Raw genomic sequence first — 23,180 nt, 5'->3', positions numbered from 1 at the left:
CGTGTTCCGGTCGCCTCGGAGTCCTTGCCCGGCTCCCGCGTCGCGGTCGCCACGGACTCGTCCTCGGGTGCCCCTGCCGTATCAGCCGTCTGGCGCGTGCTCGTGTCGTGAGACAACCCCAAGGTCCTTCCTGCGAGGCCCGGAAAGCGGAGCGGCGGGCCACGCTGGGGAGGCTGGGACCCGCCACCAGTCCGTACGGGCCCCCCGGCGCCCTCGTTCAGGGGCCGACGGCAAACACCCGGCAAACGGTTCGCGCAGGTGCCTTCAGGGGCTCCCGGGCCGCCCGCGGCCTACGCGCCCCCCACGGCGGTGAGCAGCGCCAGCGGGGCCGCCGCCGAACGGGACTCCCGCACACACGCGTGCGGATACGGCACCGGCTCCGTGTGCGTGTCCCGCCCGTACCCCGCCAGCACCTCCGGCAGCCGGTGCCCGGCGGCCGTCGCCGCGTCCACCAGCGCGTGCGCCACCGCCCGCGCCTCGTCGTGCAGCCCGTAGCGCGCGAGCCCCAGCGTGATCAGCGCGTTGTCGTGCGGCCACACCGATCCCCGGTGGTAGGACAGCGGGTGGTACGCCGCCTGACCCGCGGCCAGCGTCCGCACGCCCCACCCGGAGAAGAAGTCCGGCTCCAGCAGCCGCCGCCCCACGGCCTCCCCGTACTCCTTGTCCAGCAGGCCCGACCACAGCAGGTGCCCCGCGTCGGAGGCCAGCGCGTCGACCTGGCGGCCGTCGCCGTCGAGGGCGAGCGCGAAGAAGGAGCGCTCCGGCATCCAGAAGTCCCGCTGGAACCGGTCGCGCAGATCGCCGGCGGCCTGCTCCAGCAGGGCCGCGTACGTCTCGTCCGCCCACGCCGTGCGCGCGAGCCCCGCCGTCCGGCGCAGCGCGTCATAGGCGTAGCCCTGTGCCGCGGCCGCCGTGACGGCCCCGCTCGCCCGCGTCCCGTCGGCGGAGCAGATCGCGCCGGGGGAGTCCTTCCAGTTCTGGTTGGCCAGGCCCCCCTGGTCGGCGCGGTAGACCAGGTAGCCGCGCGAGGTCAGCCCGCCGTGGTCCAGCATCCAGCCGACCGCCGCGCGGGCGTGGGACTCCAGCCGGCGGGCGAGCGCCGTGTCCCCGGTCTGCTCGACGTACGCCCCGAGCAGGACGAGGAACAGCGGCGTCGCGTCCACGGAGCCGTAGTAGCGCCCGTACGGCACCTGCCCGAAGTGCGCCAGCTCGCCGTGGCGCACCTCGTGCACGATCTTGCCGGGCTGGGCCACCGCGTCCGCGCCGGTCTCGGTGGCCTGCGCGGCGGCGAGGGCGGGGAGCGTGGCCGCGGCCAGCTGCGGGCGGTAGGGGAGGGCGAAGAGGGAGGTGAGCAGGGCGTCGCGGCCCAGCAGGGTCAGGAACCAGGGCGCGCCCGCCGCCGGCACCCGCAGTTCCTCGCCGTCCGGGCCGGCCGCGGTGACCTGCAGGGAGGCGAGGTCGGCGAGGCCGCGGGCGCAGGCGGCGGCCAGTTCGGGCCAGCCGGTCGGGAAGGCCACGCCCTCCACGAACTCGCCCTCCAGCGCCAGGAGCCGCTCGTTGGCGGCGCTCGGGGACGCCGGGACGGACGGCTCGCCCGCCGCCCCGTGGGGGCGGGCCGCGACGCGCAGCAGGAGCTCGGTCGTGCCGTGCGGCCGCAGTTCCAGCGTCCACACCAGGCGGCGGGCGCCGGTGCCGGTCTCCTCGACGCCGTCCGGCGCGGGCTCGGCCGTCACGGTGGTGCTCGAGCGCCACTCGCCGCGCCGGTAGCCGAACTCCACGCCGTCGCCGAGGATCCGGCGGGAGCGGACGGCGCCGGTCTTGGCGTAGGTGCGGTAGTCGGAGCGCAGCTCGAACTGGTCGGTGAAGTCGGCGTCGGCGGTGACCGCGAGGCAGACCGTCGTCGGCACCGGGCGGTTGCTGGTCACCCGCAGGGACTCCACGAACGCGCCATCACCGAGGGCCTGTTCACGGAAGACCGTGTACGCGGGCGGCTCCTGGCGGCCGCCGCGCGGGACCAGCACGCAGCGCGTGGTGTCCCCGTCGGCGACCGGCGTGAGCGTCTGGGGCACCGCGCCGTCGACCGTCAGCTGCCAGCGGCTCAGATGCCGGGCGTCCCGCACGAACAGCCCGTCGGGCGGGCCGGATCCCCGCACCCCGCTGATGTCCCCGCCGTCGCCGACGGCCGCGAACGTCGCGCCGTGCACGAGCAGATGCTGTCGGTCCGTCATCCCCGGTCCCCTCCCGTGACTGCCCTGTCTGCGCTGTCGAACGTGCCGGCGCCCGCCGGGGACACGCCGTGTCCGGGGCGCTCGTGGAGCAGATCCAGCGCGAGCGCCGCGGTCCAGCCGAACCCGCTCGCGCCGTATGCCGCGCCGGTGTACGGATCCACGTACTCCGCGAACCCGGAGCCGCCGGCGAGGTCGAGGACGGCCTGCCGCAGCGCGTCGGCCCGTGCCCGCTCGCCGTGCGTGCGCAGCCCGCGCTCCAGCAGCCAGCCGGTGTTGAACCAGGCGGGCCCGCGCCAGTAGCGGTGCCGGTCGAAGGCCTCGCCGAGCAGGTCGTGGCTGGGCACGAGCCGGGTGCTGTCGCCGACCCCGAAGTGCGGGCCGCCCAGGGTGCGCAGCAGCGCCGCCACGACGTCCCGCGGCAGGCCGGGCAGCAGCAGCGGGACGAGGCCGGTGACACCGCGCTCGGGGATCAGGTCACCGGCGGGCGAGCGCAGGTCCCGGCAGAGGAACATCCCGCTCGCCGGGTCCCACAGCCGCTCCACCAGCGCCGCCGTCAGACGTTCCGCGCGCGCGTGCCGGGCCGTCGCGGGGACGCCCAGTTCCTCGGCGATCCGGGCGAGCGCGTGCTCGGAGGCGATGAGCAGGGCGTTGAAGGAGGGGTCCTCCACCGCGAACCGCCCCTCCGGCCGCCGCCCGCGACCGCCCTCGGCCGGGGCCCCGCGGACCGCCCCCTCGTCCCCGTCGGCGTACCCGCGGTCCCGGTAGTCCGCCGCCAGCCGCACGTACCGCCCGTAGTCCAGGTCCGTCGGCCGGTCCTCGGCGGCCCCGTGGTCGAGGTCGGCGCGCCGGAAGGAGCGCGCCGGGGCGGGCGTGACGCGGCTGAGCGGGACGTCCCAGCAGGGGCTGTTGTCCATGCCCTGCTCCCAGGGGTGCACGACGCACGCGAGTCCGCCCCCGCCGAGGTCGCGCCGGTGCAGCAGATAGCGGTGCCAGGCGGCGAGCCGCGGATGGACCCGGGCCAGGAAGCCGCGCGCACGGGACAGCCCGGGGTCGGCGCGGTGCACCAGCCAGGCCGCCAGCGCGTGCACCGGTGGCTGCACGATGCCGGAGGTCTGTACGGTGCGCGGGGCGCCCGCGGCCCGCCCCGCGGTCGAGGAGCGCCAGAAGTCGGGGCTCGGGAAGTAGGCGTCGAACGGCACGGAGGGGTTGAAGACGATGTGCGGCACCCGCCCGTCCCCCCACTGGGCGCCCAGCAGCGTCTCCAGCTCGGTCTGCGCCCGTAACGGCGACACGTGCCGCAGCCCGATGGCGATGAACGCGGAGTCCCAGGACCACTGGTGCGGGTACAGGCCGCGCGAGGGGACGGTGGACGTGCCGGTCCAGTTGGCGTCCAGGACGCGCACGGCCCGGTGGTGCAGGGAACCCGCCGCCGGCGGAGGATCGTATGCAAAAGAGGGCTGCACGGCGTGGCCGGCGAGTTGGGCGGTGCGATCCACGCGGGGCTCCCCGAAAGACGTTCCGGCCGGCTCGTCCGGCCGCGGCCATCGTAGAGTTACGTCTAGTTAACACGCAAAACCCACTATGTAATGCACGCTTGGAAAGCACAAGGGGGTGCTCATGACGGGACGGGGACAGGCGCGCGCCGGCGATCTGCTCGAACTGGTGCGAAGCGGACGCGCGACCACACGCGGGGCGCTCCAGCGGGCCACCGGGCTGTCTCGGGCCACCGTCGGCCAGCGCCTGGACCGCCTCTTCCGCGCGGGCTGGCTGCGCGAGGGCGCCGGCGGCCCGGTCGGCTCGCCCCTCGGCGGGCGCCCCTCCATCACGCTGGAGTTCGACGAGGAGCACGCCGCCGTCCTCGCCGCCGACCTCGACACCCGGCACGCCCGCGCGGCCGTCCTCGACCTCGGCGGCGAGATCCTCGCCGAGCACTCGGGGACGCTGGTGATCGAGGACGGCCCCGAGGCCGTGCTCGGCGAACTGGGCCACTGGTTCGCCGAGTTGCTGGAGAAGGCCGGGAAGCGGGCGGAGGCGGTCTGCGGGATCGGGCTCGCGGTGCCCGGCCCCGTCGACAGCGAGACCGGCCGGGTGGTGCAGCCGCCGATCATGCCGGGCTGGGACGGCCACGACATTCGGGGCCGGCTGGCCGGCGCCTTCACCGAGCGCACGGGCGCCGGGCCGGTGCCGGTGCTGGTGGACAACGACGCGAACCTCATGGCCTACGGCGAACAGCGCGCCGGATACCCCGACTGCCCTGCCTTCGTCCTGGTCAAGGTGTCGACCGGCATCGGCGCCGGGGTCGTGGTCGGCGGGGCGCTCTACCGGGGCGTCGACGGCGGCGCCGGGGACATCGGGCACATCCGGGTGGGCGGGGAGGCGCTGTGCCGGTGCGGCTCCCGCGGCTGCCTGGCCGCCGTCGCCAGCGGGGGCGCCGTCGCGCGGCGGCTGCGGGAGGCCGGGGTGCCGGCGGCCTCCGGCGCGGACGTACGGGACCTGCTGGCGGCCGGGCACCCCGAGGCGGTCGGGCTGGCGCGGGAGGCCGGGCGGCGGGTCGGGGACGTGCTGGCGACCGTCGTCACGCTGCTCGACCCCGGGGTGCTGATGATCGCGGGGGATCTGGCCGGAACCCCCTTCCTCACGGGCGTGCGGGAGCTGCTGTACCAGCGGGCGCTGCCCCGCTCCACGGCCCGTCTGGAGGTGGTCACTTCCCGGCTGGGGGAGCGGGCGGGGCTGGCGGGGGCCGGTGCGCTGGTCGTGGAGCACCTGTACGCCCCGGATCGGGCGGAGGAGCGGCTGCGGGCGATGGGTGTGTGACGTCCGTGTTTCCGTCCCGTCGGCTGTCTCGGGAGCCGTCCGCATGGTGGTATCCGGGCTCCTGTGAGAGCGTGATTCTTGCCACCCTTGATAAGGGTTGCGCTCAGATGAGCGGATCTTGAGCGGCTGCACTTCGCGAAGGGGTGGCACTGGGTGCCACCCCTCGATCGTTCAGCGACCGAAATCAGACGGGCTGAAGGTCGCTCATGTGAGCGACGAAATCGTGCCCGTGGGCACTGCCGTGTTCAAGAAGTGAAAACATCCGGGCCGCTTCGCTTGCCAAGCTTTGACTTTCGATCCGCTGGCGGACGAGTGGTTACAGGCGCATGACGCGTGCGTGGACGTACCCAGACGCCTTCGATCTGGGTATGTTCCTCGCCGTCAGGGCAGCCACCGCCTCCTCGAGGGAGTCGAGACCGTGTCGGAAAACAAAGAACCTCACGTAGCGAAGTTCGTCTACGACTTCACCGAGGGAAACAAGGACCTCAAGGACCTTCTGGGTGGCAAGGGCGCGAACCTCGCCGAGATGACCAACCTGGGACTCCCCGTTCCCCCCGGTTTCACCATCACGACGGAAGCCTGCAAGGTCTACCTCGACAGCGGCGAGGAGCCGGCGGCACTGCGTGACGAGGTGAGTGCGCACCTCGACGCCCTCGAGGCCCGTATGGGCAAGAAGCTCGGCCAGGCCGACGACCCGCTGCTGGTCTCCGTCCGCTCCGGCGCCAAGTTCTCCATGCCGGGCATGATGGACACCGTCCTGAACATCGGGCTCTCCGACACGTCCGTGCAGGGCCTGGCCAAGCAGGCCGGCGACGACCGCTTCGCGTGGGACTCCTACCGCCGCCTCATCCAGATGTTCGGCAAGACGGTCCTCGGCGTCGACGGCGAGCTCTTCGAGGAGGCCCTCGACAAGGCCAAGGGCGCCAAGAAGGTCACGGTCGACACCGAGCTGGAGGCCGCCGACCTCAAGAAGCTGGTCACCGCCTTCAAGAAGATCGTCAAGAAGGAGGCGGGCCGGGACTTCCCGCAGGACCCGCGCGAGCAGATGGACCTCGCCATCCACGCGGTCTTCGACTCCTGGAACACCGACCGCGCCAAGCTCTACCGCCGCCAGGAGCGCATCCCGCACGACCTCGGCACGGCCGTCAACGTCTGCTCGATGGTCTTCGGCAACCTCGGCCCGGACTCCGGCACCGGTGTCGCCTTCACCCGCGACCCCGCCTCCGGCCACCAGGGCGTCTACGGCGACTACCTGCAGAACGCGCAGGGCGAGGACGTGGTCGCGGGCATCCGCAACACCGTCGCGCTCGCGGAGCTGGAGCGGATCGACAAGAAGTCCTACGACCAGCTGATGCAGATCATGGAGACCCTGGAGAACCACTACAAGGATCTCTGCGACATCGAGTTCACCATCGAGCGCGGCCGGCTGTGGATGCTGCAGACCCGCGTCGGCAAGCGCACGGCGGGCGCCGCCTTCCGCATCGCGACCCAGCTGGTGGACCAGGGCCTGATCGACGAGACCGAGGCGCTCCAGCGCGTCACCGGCTCCCAGCTCGCGCAGCTGATGTTCCCGCGCTTCGACGAGGAGGCGAAGACCGAGCAGGTCGGCCGGGGCATCGCCGCCTCGCCCGGCGCGGCGGTGGGCAAGGCGGTCTTCGACTCCTACACCGCCGTCAAGTGGTCCCGCTCCGGCGAGAAGGTCATCCTGGTGCGCCGCGAGACCAACCCCGACGACCTGGACGGCATGATCGCGGCCGAGGGCATCCTGACCAGCCGCGGCGGCAAGACCTCCCACGCGGCCGTCGTCGCGCGCGGCATGGGCAAGACCTGTGTGTGCGGCGCCGAGGAGCTCGAGGTCGACACCAAGCGGCGGCGGATGACCGTGCCCGGCGGACGCGTGGTGGAGGAGGGCGACCTCATCTCCATCGACGGCTCCAGCGGCAAGGTCTACCTGGGCGAGGTCCCCGTCGTCCCGTCCCCGGTGGTGGAGTACTTCGAGGGCCGGATGCACGCCGGCGCCCAGGACGCCGACGAGCTGGTGGAGGCCGTGCACCGGATCATGGCGTTCGCCGACCGCAAGCGCCGGCTGCGGGTGCGCGCCAACGCCGACAACGCCGAGGACGCGCTGCGCGCCCGCCGCTTCGGCGCGCAGGGCATCGGCCTGTGCCGCACCGAGCACATGTTCCTCGGCGACCGGCGTGAGCTGGTCGAGCGCCTGATCCTGGCCGACACGCAGGAGGAGCGCGAGGAGAGCCTGAAGGCCCTGCTGCCGCTGCAGAAGCGGGACTTCGTGGAGCTGTTCTCGGCGATGGACGGCCTGCCCGTCACCGTCCGCCTGCTCGACCCGCCGCTGCACGAGTTCCTGCCGGACATCACCGAGCTGTCGGTGCGGGTGGCCCTCGCGGAGTCGCGCCAGGAGTCCCACGAGAACGACCTGCGCCTGCTGCAGGCCGTGCACCGGCTGCACGAACAGAACCCGATGCTGGGCCTGCGCGGTGTCCGCCTCGGCCTGGTCATCCCCGGCCTGTTCACCATGCAGGTCCGCGCCATCGCGGAGGCGGCCGCCGAGCGCAAGGCCGCCAAGGGCGACCCGCGCGCCGAGATCATGATCCCGCTGGTCGGCACCGTCCAGGAGCTGGAGATCGTCCGCGAGGAGGCCGACCAGGTCATCGCCGAGGTCGAGGCGGCGACCGGCACGCGGCTGAAGCTCTCCATCGGCACCATGATCGAGCTGCCGCGCGCCGCCCTCACGGCGGGCCAGATCGCGGAGGCGGCGGAGTTCTTCTCCTTCGGCACCAACGACCTCACCCAGACCGTGTGGGGCTTCAGCCGGGACGACGTGGAGGCGAGCTTCTTCACGGCGTACCTGGAGAAGGGCATCTTCGGCGTCAGCCCGTTCGAGACGATCGACAGGGACGGCGTCGGCTCACTGGTCGAACTGGCGGCGAAGGCCGGCCGGGAGACCCGCCCCGACCTGAAGCTCGGCGTCTGCGGCGAGCACGGCGGCGACCCGGAGTCGGTGCACTTCTTCCACGAGGCGGGCCTGGACTACGTCTCGTGCTCGCCGTTCCGGATCCCGGTGGCGCGCCTGGAGGCCGGACGCGCGGCCACCCAGTCGGAGGGCAGCGACCACCGCTGATCCTCCCCCGGCCCCGGAGCCGCCGCCCGTCCCCGACCCTCAAGACCGATGGGCGGCGGCTCCGGACCACGAAAGGAGGGGCGGCACCTGTGCGGAGGTGCCGCCCCTTCGTGTTCCGCGTTCCGGAGCGCTCAGAAGACGCCCTGGGTGTTGACCGGTCCGACCCGGAAGGTGCCCGAGCAGACCTTCCAGTGCGCCGGTATGAGCACCGCCTTGTACGAGGCCGGCGGGTAGATCCGCAGATAGCTGCCGGTGGGCTCGCAGGGGCCGCCGACGGGGCCGTTCGTGGTGCGCATGACCGCGGAGGCGGAGCGGCCGGGGGCGAGCACGACGGTGGCGTAGGAACGGCCGCTGCGGGTGGCCGCCGGGCCTATCTGCCGGTGCTGGGAGTCCAGGACGCTGACGCCCGGGTAGCCGCGCAGAGCGCAGCTGCCGCGGCCGGTGTTGGTGAACCTGATCGGCTGGTACAGCGAGCCCGCCGCGCCTTCCTTGCGGCCCAGCGAAAGATGCAGGTCTCCGACCGTGCAGGTGGGCACGGTGCGCGCCGGGGTCCCGGTCCGCGGGGCCGCGGACGCGCTCCAGGTGAGTCCGGTGGTGGCAAGGGCGGCGAGGGCGGCGGTCAGCGACACGGCGGTGCCGCGCCGGAAGAAGTGTCGTGAGCGCGGAAACATGGTGATTCCCCCTTCATCGGCTGAATGGGTGAATGGTGGTCATTGGGTTCGATGCGCCCCCGGCGGGAAAAGTTCGGCGTCACGGCGAACGGCGTCCGTCGCGCCGGGAAAGAGGAAAAGCACCGTCGAGCGCGTGAAGGGAGTCAGGCCATGCCCGGCTGGACCAGAGAGGACATCCCCGACCAGAGCGGCCGCGTCGCCGTCGTCACCGGGGCCAACAGCGGACTCGGGTACGTCACCGCCCGGGAACTGGCGCGCAGGGGCGCGCGGGTGGTGCTCGCGTGCCGGAGCGAGGTGCGGGGGAACGCGGCGGCCGGCGAACTCGCCGGTGAGGTGCCGGGCGCGGACGTCGCCGTCGGCCGGCTCGACCTCGGCGACCTCGGCTCCGTACGGGAGTTCGCGGAGCGCTTCCCGCACGGCCGGCTCGACCTGCTGGTCAACAACGCCGGGGTGATGGCGCTGCCGTACGGGACGACCGCGGACGGGTTCGAGACCCAGTTCGGCGTCAACCACCTGGGGCACTTCGCGCTGACCGGGAGGCTGCTGCCACTGCTGCTGGCGACGCCCGGCGCCAGGGTCGTGACCGTCTCCAGCGAGATGCACGCGCTGGCCAACGTCGACCTCGACGACCTCAGCGGCGAGCGCCGCTACCGGCGCTGGATCGCCTACGCCCGCTCCAAGTCCGCCAACCTGCTCTTCACGCACGAACTCGCGCGCCGGCTGACGGCGCACGGCGCGGACGTGGTGGCGGCCGCGGCCCACCCCGGGTACGCGGCCACCAACCTCCAGGGCACCGCACCCCGCATGGAGGGACGCAGGCTCGTCGGGCGGGCGATGGAGATCGGCAACCGGGTCTTCGCACAGCCGGCGCGGACCGGCGCGCTGCCCGTCCTGTACGCCGCGACGGCCCCCGGCGTGCGGCCGGACTCCTTCACCGGGCCCTCGTTCCTGATGTGGCGCGGGGGGCCCGCGCCGTCGTGGCGGGCGCCCTGGACGCTCAACGACGCGATGGGGGAGCGCCTCTGGGCCGCCTCCGAACGGCTGACGGGGGTGACGTACGACCGGCTGAAGGCGTGACGTGAGCCGGCGCGCGAAGAGGCGCCCTTCGGGCCCTGGCGCCGCTGTCCGCCACCGGTTCCGTACCGGCCGCCGAGGCGGCGTCGGCCGAGGAGCCGGGCAGCGGACCGCGGCGGCGATCCCACCGGTGGACGGGAGCCGTCCGAGGGACGGGGTGACCCGCGCGCACTCGTCACGGGCCGGGCCGGAACGGTCGGTGACCGGGGCGGTCGGCCGGGGTGGTCGGCCGGGGTGGTCGGCCGGGAACGGCCGGTGTGGTCGGCCGGGAGTGGCCGCGCGGTCGGCCGGGGCGGTCGGCCGGGAATGGCCGGGGTGGTCGGCCGGGAGTGCCCGGGGTGGGCCGCGGCCGGTTACGCCGCCCGCGTCTCGTACGCCGTCGTCCGGACCGCGTACGTCGCCACCCGCACCGACTCGTCGTCCAGGCACTGCCCCGACGCCAGGTCGAAGCGCTGCTTCAGCAGGGGCGAGGCGACGTACGGGCGGCCCTGGTGGGAGCCGGTCAGGCCGCGGGAGAGGACCGCCGCGCCGCCGAAGGGGTCGCGGTTGTCCACGGCGTACAGCTCGCCGCTGCGGTCGCGGAACAGGGCGGCCTGGCGGCCGTCGGGCAGCAGCGCGGCCACACCCCGGCCCGGGACCAGCCGGGTCAGGTCGCAGACCGTCAGCCAGCCCTCCTCCAGTTGCAGTTGGATCTTCAGGTCGGTGGTCTCGGGTGCCAGGGTCATCGCTGGGCGCTTCCTTCCAGGAGGTCTTCGGCGGGACGCATGCCGATGGACAGCAGCGGCAGGTCGGGCTTGATCTGGTCGCGCTCGGGGACGAAGCCGACGACCGGGTCGGGGGTGTCCGGCGCGTTCACGAAGGACACGAACCGGGCCAGCTTCTCGGGGTCGTTGATGGTGGTGGCCCACTCGTCGGCGTAGTTCGCCACGTGCGCCGCCATCAGGGACTCCAGCTCCTCGCAGATGCCGAGGGAGTCCTCCACCACCACCTCCCGTACGTGGTCCAGGCCGCCGGCGATGCGCTCCAGCCAGGTCGAGGTGCGCTCCAGGCGGTCCGCGGTGCGGATGTAGAACATCAGGAACCGGTCGATGAGACGGATCAGTTCGGCGTCGGAGAGGTCCTGGGCGAGCAGGTCCGCGTGGCGCGGGGTGGCGCCGCCGTTGCCGCCGACGTACAGGTTCCAGCCGCCCGCGGTGGCGATGACGCCGAAGTCCTTCGACCGGGCCTCCGCGCACTCGCGGGCGCAGCCCGACACCGCGGACTTGAGCTTGTGCGGGGAGCGCAGCCCCCGGTAGCGCAGCTCCAGGTCGATCGCCATACGGACGGAGTCCTGGACGCCGTAGCGGCACCAGGTGGAGCCCACGCAGGACTTCACGGTGCGCAGCGCCTTGCCGTAGGCGTGGCCGGACTCGAAGCCCGCGTCCACCAACCGCATCCAGATCAGCGGGAGCTGTTCGACGCGGGCGCCGAACATGTCGATCCGCTGACCGCCGGTGATCTTCGTGTAGAGGCCGAAGTCGCGGGCGATCTCGCCGATCACGATGAGGCCCTCGGGGGTGATCTCACCGCCGGGGACGCGCGGCACGACCGAGTACGAGCCGTTCCTCTGCAGGTTGGCCAGGAAGTGGTCGTTGGAGTCCTGCAGCGCCGCCTGCTCGCCGTCCAGGACGTAGCCGCTGGCGCCGATCGTCGGGGCGAGGGAGGCGATGATCGAGCCGACGGCCGGCTTGCAGACCTCGCAGCCGTCGCCGCCCCGGGCGCCGTCGCGGCCGTAGCGGTCGAGGAGGTCCTGGTAGGTGTTGACGCGCAGGGCGAGGACGATCTCGTAGAGCTCCTCGCGGGTCTGGGAGAAGCAGCCGCACAGGCCCTTGTCGACCTCGACGCCCGACGCCTCCAGCTCGGCGTCGACCAGCTGTCCCAGCACCTTGACGCAACTGCCGCACGTCGTACCGGCCTTGGTGCACTTCTTCACCTCGGGCACGGTCGTGCACCGGTGCTCGGTCACCGCGCCGCGGATCGTGCCCTTGGTGACGTTGTTGCAGGAACAGATGATCGCGTCGTCCGGCAGCGCGGTCGGGCCGAGCTGGACGGGCTCGCCGGCGCCGGCGGGCAGCACCAGCGACTCGGGCTCGACGGGCGGGACGGAGCCGGTGAACGCCTTCAGCGTGCCGTAGGCCTCCGCGTCGCCGACCAGGATGCCGCCGAGCAGGGTGCCGTCGCGGCCGACGACCAGCTTCTTGTACAGGCCGGCGCGGGAGTCGGAGTAGACGACGTCCAGGCAGCCCTCGGTGGCGCCGTGCGCGTCGCCGAAGGAGGCCACGTCCACGCCGAGCAGCTTCAGCTTCGTCGACAGGTCGGCGCCGGTGAAGGACGCCTCGTCCTCGGCGATCGTCGCGGCGGCCGTCTCCGCCTGCTCGTAGCCGGGGGCGACCAGGCCGTACACCCGGCCGTCGGAGGCCAGCGCGCACTCGCCGATCGCGAAGACGTGCGGGTCGGAGACGGTACGGCACTGCTCGTCCACGGCGATGCCGCCGCGCTCGCCGACGGTGAGGCCGCAGTCGCGGGCCAGCTGGTCGCGGGGGCGGACGCCGGCGCTGAACACCACCATGTCCGTGGCGAGTTCGGAGCCGTCGGAGAGCTTCATGCCGGTGACCGCGCCGTCCCCGCCGACCACGATCTCCTGCGTGCCGACGCCCGTGTGGACGCTCAGGCCCATCTCCTCGATCGTGCGCAGCAGGGCCGCGCCGCCGCCCTCGTCGACCTGGACGGGCATCAGCCGGGGCGCGAACTCCACGATGTGGGAGGTGAGTCCGAGGCCCTTCAGGGCGCCGGCCGCCTCGAGCCCCAGCAGACCGCCGCCGACCACCGCGCCGACCGTAGCCCGCGACGTCGCGTACTCCTCGATCGCGAGCAGGTCCTCGATCGTGCGGTAGACGAAACAGCCCTCGGCGTCCCTGTTCGGCACCGGCGGCACGAAGGGGAAGGAACCGGTGGCGAGGACGAGGGTGTCGTAGTCGAAGGTCCTGCCGGACCGGGCGGTGACCTTCCGCGCCTCGCGGTCGATCGTCTCGGCCGGGTCGCCGACGTACAGCTCGATGCCGTGGTCGGCGATGAACTCCAGGTCGGTCATGGAGAGTTCCTCGGGTGTCCGGCCCGAGAAGTACGAGGTGAGGGCGACGCGGTCGTAGGCGGGACGCGGCTCCTCGCACAGCACGACCACGCGGTGCGTGGCGGTCAGGCCGCGGGCGGCGAGCGCTTCGAGGAAGCGCTGGCCGACCATGCCGTGGCCGACGAGCACGATCGTGGGGGTGGCCTCCGGGGCGGCGGTCATCAGGAGCCTCCATCGTTGGTGAGCAGGTGGAGCAGGGGGCCGTCGTCGGGGAGCGGCTCTGTTCCCTCCCAGGCGCGGGCGAGCGCGCCGACGGTGCCGAGTTCGCCGACGAGGACCCCGCCGACCAGGCGGTCGTCGCGGACGACGACCTTGCGGTAGGTGCCGCGGGTGGCGTCCGTGAGCTGGACGACGTCGTCCCCGGGACGCGGCTCCGTCTCGCCGAACGCGGCGAGGTCGAAGAAGCCCTCACCGGCGAGCGTCAGCCGGGTGAGTGAACGGGTGCCGGTGTAGCGGGCCTCGGCGCGGCCCGAGAGCAACTCGGCGAGCACCTCGGCCTGTTCGAGCGCCGGGGCGGCGAGTCCGTACACCGTGCCGTCGTGCTGGACGCAGTCGCCGATCGCCCGGATGCGCGGATCGGACGTGCGCAGTTCGTCGTCGACGAGGACGCCCTGGCGTACCTCCAGGCCGGCGGTCTGCGCGAGACCGACGCGGGGGTGGACTCCGCAGGCCAGGACGACGAGGTCGGCGTCGAGGGTGTAGCCGTCGTGCATCTCGACCGAGCGGACCGCGCCGCCGACGCAGCGCACGTCCCGTACCCGGCACTCGGTGTGGATCTCGACGGCGAGGCCGGTCAGGTGCCGGCGGACCAGCTGCGAGGCGGCCGGATCGAGCTGGCGCTCCATCAGCCGCTCGGACTGCTGGGCGAGGACGACCTGCGCGCCGCGCAGGGCGAGCGCGCGGGCCGCGGAGACCCCGAGCAGCCCCCCGCCGATGACGACCGCCCGCACCCCCGGCCGCACGGCCCTGGACAGGCCGAGGCAGTCGCCCATGGTGCGGAACGCGTGCACACCCTCGGGCAGCACGTGGTCCGGAGTGAACAGACCGCGCAGCGGCGGCAGCACCGGGTTGGAGCCGGTGGCCAGGACCAGGGTGTCGTACGCGGTCTGCGAGCCGTCCGCGAGGTGTACGGCTCGCACCTCGCGGTCGATGCCCGTGACCCGGCCGCGGACCAGTTCCGCGGGCGCGGGCAGCGCGATGACGTCCGGGCTGTAGCGCCCGGCCAGCACCTCGGCGAGCAGCACCCGGTTGTACGGGCGGTGCTCCTCCTCGCCGATCAGCGTCACGGGCGTGCCGAGCTCACCGAGCCGCCGGGCGAGCCGGACGCCCGCGAGCCCGGCGCCGATCACCACCACACGCGTATTCGAGGTCATGTCCAGGAGCGTGCGGTGCCGGTGTTACCCGGCCGCATCACGTCTGTTTCCCGCGAGGAACGCTGCCCTCAGTGCCGGCGCGGGGCGGGTGTGAGGGTTCGGGGCACACGCCGGGGGCCTGGTGTGAGGCCGGGGCGGGGGGCGGGCGGGAGGATCCCGGGCGGGCATCCGGAGGGCGGTGGGTGAGGCGCGGACCGGTGAGCCCGCGGGCACCGCGTGCGGGCCGGGCCCGCGCCGGCGCTAGCGTGGCCCGGTGACGACTCAGGTGATCGTGCTCAACGGCGGCTCCAGCTCCGGCAAGTCCGGGATCGTACGGTGCCTTCAGGCGGTCCTGCCCGAACCGTGGCTGGCCTTCGCGATCGACACGTTCGTCGAGCAGCTGCCCCCGGCGCTGCGGGACTCGCTCGGCGGGATCGGCTTCGCACCGGACGGGCAGGTGAGCGTCGGCCCGGAGTTCCGGGCGCTGGAGGCGGCCTGGCGCGAGGGCGTCGCGGCGACGGCCCGCGCGGGCGCCCGGGTCCTCGTGGACGACGTCTTCCTCGGCGGCGCCCACTCCCAGCGGCGCTGGCGCACGGCCCTGGACGGCCTGAACGTGCTCTGGGCCGGTGTGCGCTGCGCGCCCGGGACCGCCGCAGGCCGCGAGATCGCGCGAGGCGACCGCGCGCACGGCATGGCCGAGAAGCAGGCGGACCTGGTCCACCGGGGCGTGACCTACGACGTGGAGGTCGACACCACGCACACGGAGGCACTGGAGTGCGCGCGGACCATCGCGGCGGCGGTCGCCGTCAGCGGCTGCCCGTGAGGTGGGCGAAGACGACGACGTTCCCCTGGTAGCCGGTGGCGCGGGAGTAGCCGCCGCCGCAGGTGATCACGCGGAGCTCCGGTCGGCTCGCGGGCCCGTAGACCTTCCGGTCGGGGAAGTGCTCGGTGTCGTACACCTCGACCGCGTCCACCGAGAACACGGCCGTCCGGCCGTCCCGCCGGTCCACCTCGACGCGGCTGCCCCTGCGGACGGCGCCGAGGTCGTAGAAGACGGCGGGGCCCTCGGCGTTGTCGACATGGCCGGCGACCACGGCGGTGCCGCGCTCGCCGGGGGTGGTGCCGGCCTCGTACCAGCCGGCCAGGTTCTTCCTGGCGGCGGGCGGCACGCCGAGGGTGCCGGCCCGGGTGAGCGCGAGGCCCATGAGGGGGGCGTTCACCCCGATCGACGGGATGCGGATGCGGCTCGGCGGCGAGGGCGGCAGCGCCCGCGCGGCGGGCGGTTCGCCGCCCCGGCCGGTGCGGGCCTGCGCCGCCGAGGGCTGCGGCGGGGCGTCCGTCCGGGCGTCCGTGGTGAGCAGCCACGCGCCCGCGCACAGGGCGGCCACGGTGACGGCACCTATCGCGATGTCGCTGACGCGGCGCACACGTGCCTCCTGCAGGACGGGAGCGGGCGGACCCGTTCGGTGGACCCGTTCCCCCCTCCGGGCCGCGAGGGGCGTCGGGCCCGGAGGGGGAGGGACAAGCGGTACCGGTGGACGGACAGCGGAGGGTGTCCGTCAGATCCCGTCGCCTCTCGCCCGGCGATGCAGGAGCCAGGTACCGCCCGCGGCGGCGACGGCGAGGGCCGCCACGCCGGCCGCGGTCTGCACGGGATCGGGGCCCAGAGCGCCGCCGACCCCCGTCTTCACACCTCCGTGGGGCGCCTGCCCGCGCGCCTCCGCCGCCAGGGTCACCACCAGGTCGCCCTTGACCTGCCGGCCGCCCTCGGCGCACTGCGCGACGATCTCGTAGGTCCCCGGCTGCGCGCTCGACGGCACCCGGAACTGCCCGATCGCCTCGTCCTCGTGCGCGCTCGGCGCCAGCGTGAAGGGGCCCGCGCCCAGCGCGCCCGCGTCGCCCGCCGCCGTACCGGCCGCGCAGTCCGCCGTGTTCACCGTCACCTCGCCGCCGGGCAGGGCCGAGGACGGGAAGACGTCCAGGCTGCCGGTGCCGCCCGCGTACGCGGGCGCGGCCACGGAGCCCGCGGCGGCGACGGCGAGCGCGGTGCCGGTCAGCAGACGGGCGGTACGTCGCATCGGTGCTCCTTCGAGCTGTCGAGCTGTCTATCGGTGTCCTCTGTCCCTCCGAGGTAAGTGGCACCGGGCCGGGACCGCTTGCTGAAGGTGCGTCAGAAATGTGCTGAACGGGTGTCAGACCGGCGGCCCGGCAAGCCGCTCGGGCGGACTTCCCGCAGGTCACCGGCGTGTGCCCGGCGCGTGCCGGAAGAGCACCCGTTGGGCTCAGGGCGCGCGTGTGAACGGGTGACCCGGCGATCACGGCGAGGGCTTGCCCCCCCCGCCGGCAGCCAACAGGCAGCAGGCGGGAGGCAGCAGGCGGCAGACAGGCGTCGTCGGTTCCGGCGGAGGCTCAGTGCACGTTGACCGCGCTCCAGGCCGCCCCCACCGCGGCGTACTCGGTGCTCCCCGCGCCGTACAGGTCCCTCGCCGCGTCGAGCGTCGCCGTGCGGGCCCCCGCGTAGTCCGTCGAGGACGTCATGTAGACCGTCAGCGCGCGGTACCAGATCTGGCCCAGCTTGTCGCGGCCGATGCCGGTCACCGGCTTGCCGTCGTAGGTGGGGGAGTCGTACCTGACGCCGTTGACGGTCTTCGCGCCGCTGCCCTCGGCCAGCAGGTACGCGAAGTGGTTGGCGACCCCGGAGGAGTAGTGGACGTCCAGCTTGCCGACGGAAGGGCTCCAGTAGTCGGCGGACTGGCCGTCCCGGGACGGCTTGTCCATGTAGCGCAGGGCGTCCCGGCCGAAGCCGGAGCGGACGATCTTCTCCCCGATCAGGTAGTCACCGGGGTCGGAGGAGTTGTCGGCGTACCACTCCACCAGCGTGCCGAGGATGTCGGAGGTCGCCTCGTTCAGGCCGCCGGACTCGCCCGAGTACGTCAGCCCCGCCGTCTTGGAGGTGACGCCGTGCGTCATCTCGTGGCCGGCCACGTCCAGCCCCACCAGCGGTCCGAACGTCGTACCGTCGCCGTCGCCGTACGTCATGCAGAAGCAGCTGTCGTCCCAGAAGGCGTTGTTGTACCTGTTGCCGTAGTGGACGCGGTTGTAGGAGCCCTTGCCGTCGTTGCCGATCCCGTTGCGGCCGAAGACGTTCTTGTAGAAGTCCCAGGTCATGTCGGTGCCGTACTGCGCGTCCACCGCGGCCGAGGCGCGGTCGGCGCCGGTGCCGTCGCCCCAGTGGTCGTCCGCGTCGGTGAACACCGTCGACGGGGCCCGGCTGACGCAGATGGTGGTCAGGATGCACAGGTCCGACTGGTTCGCGGCGTCACCGGTGTACGTGCCCCCGCGCGTCGGGTCCTTGAGCTGGTACGCCGAGCCCGACTGCGTCGTCCGCAGCGGCACCGTGCCGCTGTAGAGCGACCTGCCGTCGCCCGTCGCCGTCTCGATGTCGTTCCAGGCGTCGATCTGGGCGCCGGTACGCGCGTCGGTGAGGACGGTGCGGGAGACCGGGTTGCCGAGCGAGTCCCGCGCCGCGACGTCCGTCCGCCAGGCCAGCCTGGGCCTTCCGTGCAGGGCGTCGACGACCAGCCGCGGCTCGGCGGTGAGCTTCTTCAGCGTCTCGCCGAGGTTGACCGCCCGCAGCGCGTTCGCCGCGAGGCCGGCGGCCCTCGGCGCCGGTATGGAGGGGTGGGTGGAGGCGAGGGATATCGTGCCGCGCGTCGCCCTGTCCGCGCCGCGGTAGGTCCCGTCGGGCGCCAGGTGCACCACGAAGTCGCCGCCGAGGACCGGCAGCCGGCGGTACGTCCGGTCGTAGCGCACGTGCTGCGTGCCGTCGCCGTCGACGACGACGTCCCGCACCTTCGTGCCCTCGTCGGAGGTGAGCCCGAGGCCCGCGGCGTGCTCGAGCAGCGCCGAGGCGGCGTTCCGGATCGCGCCCGCCCTGGTCGGCCGGTCGTCCGCGACGGCGGCGGGGGAGAGCGCGGCGGCCAGCAGGCCGGCGCTGGTCACGGCCGCGCCGAGGGCGGCGAGACGACGGGAGCCCCGGACGTCGATACGTATCCGACTCATGCATCTCCTCGGAAGGGCGCCAACGGGCGCGTGGGGGAAGGCGCTTGTCGACTCAGATTTAAGGGGCCATGACAGATCGGGGTCCATAGCGCGGACGAGGAGGTATGTGTGGAGAGAGAATCGTTTTTGTGAGTCTCCCTTTCTTCGTCTACGGCACCCTGCTGCCCGGCGAGGCCAACCACGACCTGTTCCTGCGCGGCCGCACCCGGGCCGCGGAGCCGGGCCGGCTGAACGGCGCGGTGCTCTACGCCGGACCGGGCTTTCCGTACGCCGTCGAGGAGCGCGGCGGTGTCGTGCACGGCGCGCTGGTGACCGCACGGCCGCGGGAGTACGAGGAACTGCTCACCGACCTCGACCGGCTGGAGGAGTACGCGCCCGGCGACCCGCGCAACCTCTACGAGCGCGTCGGGCGCGAGGTGCGCCGCGCCGGCGGCGGCCCGCCCGTGCGCGCCTGGGTCTACCTGGCCGCCCCCGCCGTCGCCGCGCGCCTGCGCGCCCGCGGCGAGCTGATCGACGGCGGTGACTGGCGGCTCAGGTGAGGGTGCGGTCCGCGGCCCGGCCGCCCGGCCGCGGCCGCACGGCCTCCAGCCGCACCGCGCACACCTTGAACTCCGGCATCCGCGAGGTCGGGTCGAGCGCCGGGTTGGTCAGGGTGTTGGCGCGGCCCTCGCCCGGCCAGTGGAAGGGCATGAAGACGGTGTCCGGACGGACCGAGGCGGTGATGCGGGCCGGCGCCACCGCGCGGCCCCGGCGGGAGACCACCGCGACCGGGTCGCCCTCGGCCGCCCCGAGCCGTGCCGCCAGCCGCGGGTGCAGCTCCACGAACGGGCCCGGGGCGGCGGCGTTCAGCTCCGCCACGCGGCGGGTCTGGGCACCGGACTGGTACTGGGCGACGACCCGGCCGGTGGTCAGCAGCACCGGGTACTCCTCGTCCGGCTCCTCGGCGGACGCCCGGTGCGAGACGGGGGCGAACCGGGCCCGCCCGTCCGGGGTGGCGAACCGGTCGAGGAACAGGCGCGGGGTGCCTGGGTGGGCGCCGGCGGACCCCTCGTCCGCGGGCCCGCCCCCGGGGCACGGCCAGAACACCCCGTTCTCCTCCGCCAGCCTGCGGTAGGTGATCCCGGAGTAGTCGGCGGGCCCGCCCGCGCTGGCCCGGCGCAGCTCCTCGAAGACCTCCTCGGCGTCGGCCGGGAAACCCTTCTCCACGCCGAGCCGGTCGGCCAGGTCGTGCATGACCTCCAGGTCGCTGCGCACCCCCTCGGGGGCGCTGACCGCCTTGCGCCGCAGCAGGACGCGCCCCTCGAGGCTGGTGGTGGTGCCGGTCTCCTCCGCCCACTGGGTCACCGGCAGGACGACGTCGGCGAGGGCCGCGGTCTCGGACAGCACGACGTCGCAGACGGCCAGGAAGTCCAGCGACCTGACGCGCTCCTCGACATGCGCGGCCCGCGGCGCCGACACCACCGGGTTCGACCCCATCAGCAGCAGGGACCGGATGTCCGTGCCCAGGGCGTCCAGCAACTCGTAGGCGCTGCGGCCCGGTCCGGGCAGGCTGCCGGGGTCCACGCCCCACACCTCGGCGACGTGCCGCCGCGCCGCCGGATCGTCCAGCTTGCGGTAGCCGGGCAACTGGTCGGCCTTCAGGCCGTGCTCGCGTCCGCCCTGCCCGTTGCCCTGCCCGGTCAGGCAGCCGTACCCGGACAGCGGGCGGCCCGCCCGGCCGGTGGCCAGGCAGAGGTTGATCCACGCGCCCACCGTGTCGGTGCCCTTGGACTGCTGCTCGGGCCCGCGCGCGGTCAGCACCATCGCGTTCGCCGGCTCGCAGAACAGCCGCACCGTCTCGCGCAGCAGGGGGACGGGCACCCCCGTGACGCGTTCCACGTACTCGGGCCAGTGCGCCATCGCCGCGGCCCGCGCCTCCTCCCAGCCGGCCGTACGCTCCCGGACGTACGCCTCGTCGACCCGCCCCCCGGCCACGACCAGGTGCAGCAGGCCGAGCGCGAGGGCGAGGTCGGTGCCCGGGCGGGGCGCGAGGTGCAGGTCGGCCTGTTCGGCGGTCTTCGTACGGCGGGGGTCGACGACGATCAACGTGCCGCCGTTCTCCCTGAGTTCGCTGAAGAACCGCAGCGACGGGGGCATGGTCTCCGCGAGGTTCGACCCGACGAGGATCACGCAGCCGGTCCTCGGTATGTCCTGAAGCGGGAAGGGCAGCCCCCGGTCCAGCCCGAACGCCCTCGTGCCGGCGGCCGCCGCCGACGACATGCAGAAGCGCCCGTTGTAGTCGATCTGCGAGGTGCCGAGCACCACCCGGGCGAACTTGCCGAGCGCGTACGCCTTCTCGTTCGTCAGACCGCCCCCGCCGAAGACCCCGACCGCGTCCGGGCCGTGCTCCGCGCGGGTGCGGCGCAGCTCCCCGGCGATCCGGTCCAGTGCCTCGTCCCAGGTGGCGGGCGCGAGGGTGTCCCCGGAGCGCACCAGCGGCGAGGTCAGGCGCACCCGGGACGAGAGCACCTCGGGCGCCGTACGGCCCTTGCCGCACAGCGCGCCCCGGTTCACCGGGAAGTCCGGGCGCTCGCTCACCTCGACCGTGCGCCCCCCGGTGCCTGAGAGGCCCGGGAGCTGCCCCCGCGGTACGGGCGTGAGGTTCATCCCGCACTGCAGGGCGCAGTACGGGCAGTGCGTGGGCGTCGCGGAGGTCTGCATGGCGTCCAGCGTGCTGCGGCCGTGTTTCGTGCGGTCCGGCCCCCTGTTACGCCGGCGGCACGACGGCCTCCCCGCCCCCGTCCGGCCGGCGTGAGGGGCGCCGCGCCCGCCGCGTCACCGGGTGCTCGCCAGGGCCTCGGGCACCGCCGCCTCCTTCGGCCCGAGGAAGCGCGGGTCCGGCTGGAACAGCGCGTCCAGGGCCGCCTTGCCGGCCGCGAAGATCTCCCGGGTGCCGCCGTAGTACCAGGTCACGTCGTGCTTGTCCTGGACCCCGACGCCGTAGGAGCGCACGCCCGCCGCCTGGCACAGCGCGACCGCCCGGCGGATGTGGAAGCCCTGGCTGATCAGCACGGCCCGGTCGACACCGAAGATCTTCCGGGCGCGCACGCAGGAGTCCCAGGTGTCGAAGCCGGCGTAGTCGCTGACGATCCGCCCGTCGGGGACGCCGTGCCGGGTCAGGTAGGCGCGCATGGCGTCCGGCTCGTCGTAGTCCTCGCGGCTGTTGTCGCCGGTCACCAGGACGACCTCCACGCGGTTGTCGCGGTACAGCTTCGCGGCCGCGTCCAGGCGGTGGGCGAGGTACGGGGAGGGCTCGCCGTCCCACAGGCCCGCGCCGAAGACGACGGCGACCTCGGTGCGCGGTACGTCCGCGGTGGTCCGCAGCCGGTCGCCGGTGACGACGTACAGCCACGTCGCCGGCAGCAGCGCCAGTACGCATCCGGCCATCACGGCCTGGACCAGCCGCCGCCGCCCGGCCCGCGTGCGTGGCGGACGCGGTGGGCGCAACGTGGGTCGGCGCATCGGACGGTCCCCTCCCGGGCGGCTCGGGCAGCCCGTGTCGACAGTCAGAGACGTCCTGTCACCCCGCGCGGTTCACGTCCGGGCGGAGTGACCCTTTTCCTCCGGCTTTCACCCGGAGGGTGAACGTCCGGGTGGCGTGAGCTCACGTCGCCCGCGGGCCGCACCGTGAGCGGCCGGAAAACGCCCGTCATGCCCGCGCAACGGGTCCGCAACCCGCGGCACCGATCATCTGTGCATGACGCCGTCGAACCCTCCTCGCGACGAGTCCATGACCGAGCCCGGCGCGGCCGCGCGGTGCGACGCGGCCCACCTGGGCAGCACCGCCCACCTCATGGACCGGATCGGCACCCAGCTCGCCGGGCAGCTCAGCCTCGTCTCCCCCAGCGGCAGGCGGCGCCCGGGCCCTCCCGCCCTCGTCGTCGTGGCGCACGGCAGCCGTGACCCGCGCGCGCTGACGACCGTCCGGGCGCTGCTGGACCGGATCCGGGACGAGCGCCCCGGCCTGCCCGTCCACCTCGGCCACATCGAACTGAACCAGCCGCTGCTGTCCGACACCCTCGCCTCCCTCGGCACCGGCGAGGCCGTCCTCGTCCCGCTCCTGCTCGCCCGGGGCCACCACGTCAAGCGGGACATCCCCGAGACGGCCGCCGCCTCCGGCGTGCACGCGCGCGTGGCCGGCGCCCTCGGTCCGCACCCGCTGCTGGTGCAGGCCCTGCACTCCCGTCTCGTCGAGGCCGGCTGGCGCACCCCCGCCGACGAGGCGGCCCGCCGCGAGAGCGCCGTGGTCCTCGCCGCCGCCGGCTCCCGCGACCCGGAGTCGAAGGTGGACACGGGCCGCACGGCCCAGCTGCTGGCCGACCGCCTGGGCGTCCCGGTGGTCCCCGCCTACGCGAGCGCCGCCGCCCCGACCGTCCCGGACGCGCTGCGCGCCCTGGCCGCGAGCGGCCGCGGGCGGGTCGCCGTCGCCTCCTGCTTCACGGCGCCGGGCCGCTTCGCCACCGAGTGCGCCCGGACGGCCCCGTGGATCGCCTCGGCCCCGCTGGGCACCCATCCGGCGGTGGCCCGCCTCGTCCTGCACCGCTACGACCAGGCGTCGGCGCGGCCCGCCGCGGTGGCACCGCCCGGGCTCGCCTCGGCCTGAAACGGTCACCGACGTCCCGATTGTCGGTC

At 74.0% G+C, this 23,180-nt stretch carries 17 protein-coding genes; 6 read left to right on the top strand and 11 right to left on the bottom strand.

The window, feature by feature from the left end; genetic code table 11:
- Nucleotides 1–290 precede the first annotated feature (290 nt).
- Nucleotides 291–2,228, bottom strand: coding sequence for an amylo-alpha-1,6-glucosidase (locus ACJ9NR_RS13245; protein WP_412487751.1), 1,938 nt, complete (start codon nt 2,226–2,228; stop codon nt 291–293).
- Nucleotides 2,225–3,724 carry an MGH1-like glycoside hydrolase domain-containing protein gene (locus ACJ9NR_RS13240; protein WP_412487750.1) on the bottom strand — a complete coding sequence of 500 codons (1,500 nt, stop codon included), beginning with the start codon at nt 3,722–3,724 and terminating at the stop codon, nt 2,225–2,227. The genes ACJ9NR_RS13245 and ACJ9NR_RS13240 overlap by 4 nt, the downstream gene beginning before the upstream one ends.
- A 121-nt stretch (nt 3,725–3,845) precedes the next feature.
- Here ACJ9NR_RS13240 and ACJ9NR_RS13235 point away from each other — a divergent pair, with 121 nt between their 5' ends.
- Both ACJ9NR_RS13235 and ppdK read left to right on the top strand, forming a co-directional pair.
- Nucleotides 3,846–5,042, top strand: coding sequence for an ROK family protein (locus tag ACJ9NR_RS13235; RefSeq protein WP_412487749.1), 1,197 nt, complete (start codon nt 3,846–3,848; stop codon nt 5,040–5,042).
- 418 nt (nt 5,043–5,460) lie between these two features.
- Entirely contained in the window at nt 5,461–8,181 is a 2,721-nt protein-coding gene (ppdK, locus tag ACJ9NR_RS13230; RefSeq protein WP_412487748.1) for a pyruvate, phosphate dikinase, read from the top strand.
- Between the two features lie 131 nt (nt 8,182–8,312).
- Here the strand turns inward: ppdK and ACJ9NR_RS13225 are convergent, their stop codons facing one another.
- The gene (locus ACJ9NR_RS13225) at nt 8,313–8,852 is read right to left on the bottom strand and encodes a DUF4232 domain-containing protein (RefSeq protein ID WP_412487747.1); all 540 of its coding nucleotides are present in this window, start codon (nt 8,850–8,852) and stop codon (nt 8,313–8,315) included.
- Between the two features lie 150 nt (nt 8,853–9,002).
- Here ACJ9NR_RS13225 and ACJ9NR_RS13220 point away from each other — a divergent pair, with 150 nt between their 5' ends.
- Complete coding sequence (locus ACJ9NR_RS13220; protein WP_412487746.1) at nt 9,003–9,929, top strand: oxidoreductase; 927 nt, start codon at nt 9,003–9,005, stop codon at nt 9,927–9,929.
- Nucleotides 9,930–10,279: 350 nt separating this feature from the next.
- On the opposite strand, the gene nirD is transcribed toward ACJ9NR_RS13220, so the two are convergent.
- The 3 genes from nirD to ACJ9NR_RS13205 are packed head-to-tail and all read right to left on the bottom strand — an operon-like array spanning nt 10,280 to nt 14,468.
- Complete coding sequence (nirD, locus tag ACJ9NR_RS13215) at nt 10,280–10,651, bottom strand: nitrite reductase small subunit NirD (protein WP_412487745.1); 372 nt, start codon at nt 10,649–10,651, stop codon at nt 10,280–10,282.
- On the bottom strand, nt 10,648–13,257 hold the full coding sequence (gene nirB, locus ACJ9NR_RS13210; RefSeq protein WP_412487744.1) for a nitrite reductase large subunit NirB: 2,610 nt from the start codon (nt 13,255–13,257) through the stop codon (nt 10,648–10,650). The genes nirD and nirB overlap by 4 nt, the downstream gene beginning before the upstream one ends.
- Complete coding sequence (locus tag ACJ9NR_RS13205) at nt 13,257–14,468, bottom strand: NAD(P)/FAD-dependent oxidoreductase (protein ID WP_412487743.1); 1,212 nt, start codon at nt 14,466–14,468, stop codon at nt 13,257–13,259. Before ACJ9NR_RS13205 ends, nirB begins: the two co-directional genes overlap by 1 nt.
- Before the next feature lie 253 nt (nt 14,469–14,721).
- Between ACJ9NR_RS13205 and cpt the strand changes: the two genes are divergently transcribed.
- Nucleotides 14,722–15,270 carry a chloramphenicol phosphotransferase CPT gene (gene cpt, locus ACJ9NR_RS13200; protein ID WP_412487742.1) on the top strand — a complete coding sequence of 183 codons (549 nt, stop codon included), beginning with the start codon at nt 14,722–14,724 and terminating at the stop codon, nt 15,268–15,270.
- Here cpt and ACJ9NR_RS13195 read toward each other — a convergent pair.
- The 3 genes from ACJ9NR_RS13195 to ACJ9NR_RS13185 all read right to left on the bottom strand — a co-directional run bounded on the left by ACJ9NR_RS13195 (nt 15,254) and on the right by ACJ9NR_RS13185 (nt 18,509).
- Nucleotides 15,254–15,874 (bottom strand): class F sortase, encoded by a 621-nt coding sequence (locus ACJ9NR_RS13195; RefSeq protein ID WP_412487741.1) that lies wholly within the window; start codon nt 15,872–15,874, stop codon nt 15,254–15,256. The genes cpt and ACJ9NR_RS13195 overlap by 17 nt on opposite strands.
- Nucleotides 15,875–16,006: 132 nt before the next feature.
- Nucleotides 16,007–16,525 (bottom strand): GVDTG sorting domain-containing protein, encoded by a 519-nt coding sequence (locus ACJ9NR_RS13190; RefSeq protein ID WP_412487740.1) that lies wholly within the window; start codon nt 16,523–16,525, stop codon nt 16,007–16,009.
- A 331-nt stretch (nt 16,526–16,856) separates the two neighbouring features.
- Nucleotides 16,857–18,509 (bottom strand): M4 family metallopeptidase, encoded by a 1,653-nt coding sequence (locus ACJ9NR_RS13185; protein ID WP_412487739.1) that lies wholly within the window; start codon nt 18,507–18,509, stop codon nt 16,857–16,859.
- 128 nt (nt 18,510–18,637) lie between these two features.
- On the opposite strand from ACJ9NR_RS13185, the gene ACJ9NR_RS13180 reads away from it, so the two are divergent.
- Nucleotides 18,638–19,048, top strand: a complete 411-nt coding sequence (locus ACJ9NR_RS13180; protein WP_412487738.1) for a gamma-glutamylcyclotransferase family protein — start codon at nt 18,638–18,640, stop codon at nt 19,046–19,048.
- Here the strand turns inward: ACJ9NR_RS13180 and ACJ9NR_RS13175 are convergent.
- Nucleotides 19,041–21,209 carry a molybdopterin oxidoreductase family protein gene (locus ACJ9NR_RS13175; RefSeq protein ID WP_412487737.1) on the bottom strand — a complete coding sequence of 723 codons (2,169 nt, stop codon included), beginning with the start codon at nt 21,207–21,209 and terminating at the stop codon, nt 19,041–19,043. The genes ACJ9NR_RS13180 and ACJ9NR_RS13175 overlap by 8 nt on opposite strands.
- A 114-nt stretch (nt 21,210–21,323) precedes the next feature.
- Nucleotides 21,324–22,010: a SanA/YdcF family protein gene (locus tag ACJ9NR_RS13170; RefSeq protein ID WP_412487736.1), complete on the bottom strand. Its 687-nt coding sequence runs from the start codon at nt 22,008–22,010 to the stop codon at nt 21,324–21,326.
- A gap of 235 nt (nt 22,011–22,245) precedes the next feature.
- On the opposite strand from ACJ9NR_RS13170, the gene ACJ9NR_RS13165 reads away from it, so the two are divergent.
- Nucleotides 22,246–23,151 (top strand): sirohydrochlorin chelatase, encoded by a 906-nt coding sequence (locus tag ACJ9NR_RS13165; protein WP_412487735.1) that lies wholly within the window; start codon nt 22,246–22,248, stop codon nt 23,149–23,151.
- Nucleotides 23,152–23,180: the final 29 nt, after the last annotated feature.

It is taken from the genome of Streptomyces sediminimaris (assembly GCF_047049295.1).
Lineage (GTDB): Bacteria > Actinomycetota > Actinomycetes > Streptomycetales > Streptomycetaceae > Streptomyces > Streptomyces sediminimaris.
The sequence above is the reverse complement of the archived record's forward strand: the minus strand, read 5'-3'. Positions and strand labels throughout refer to the sequence as shown.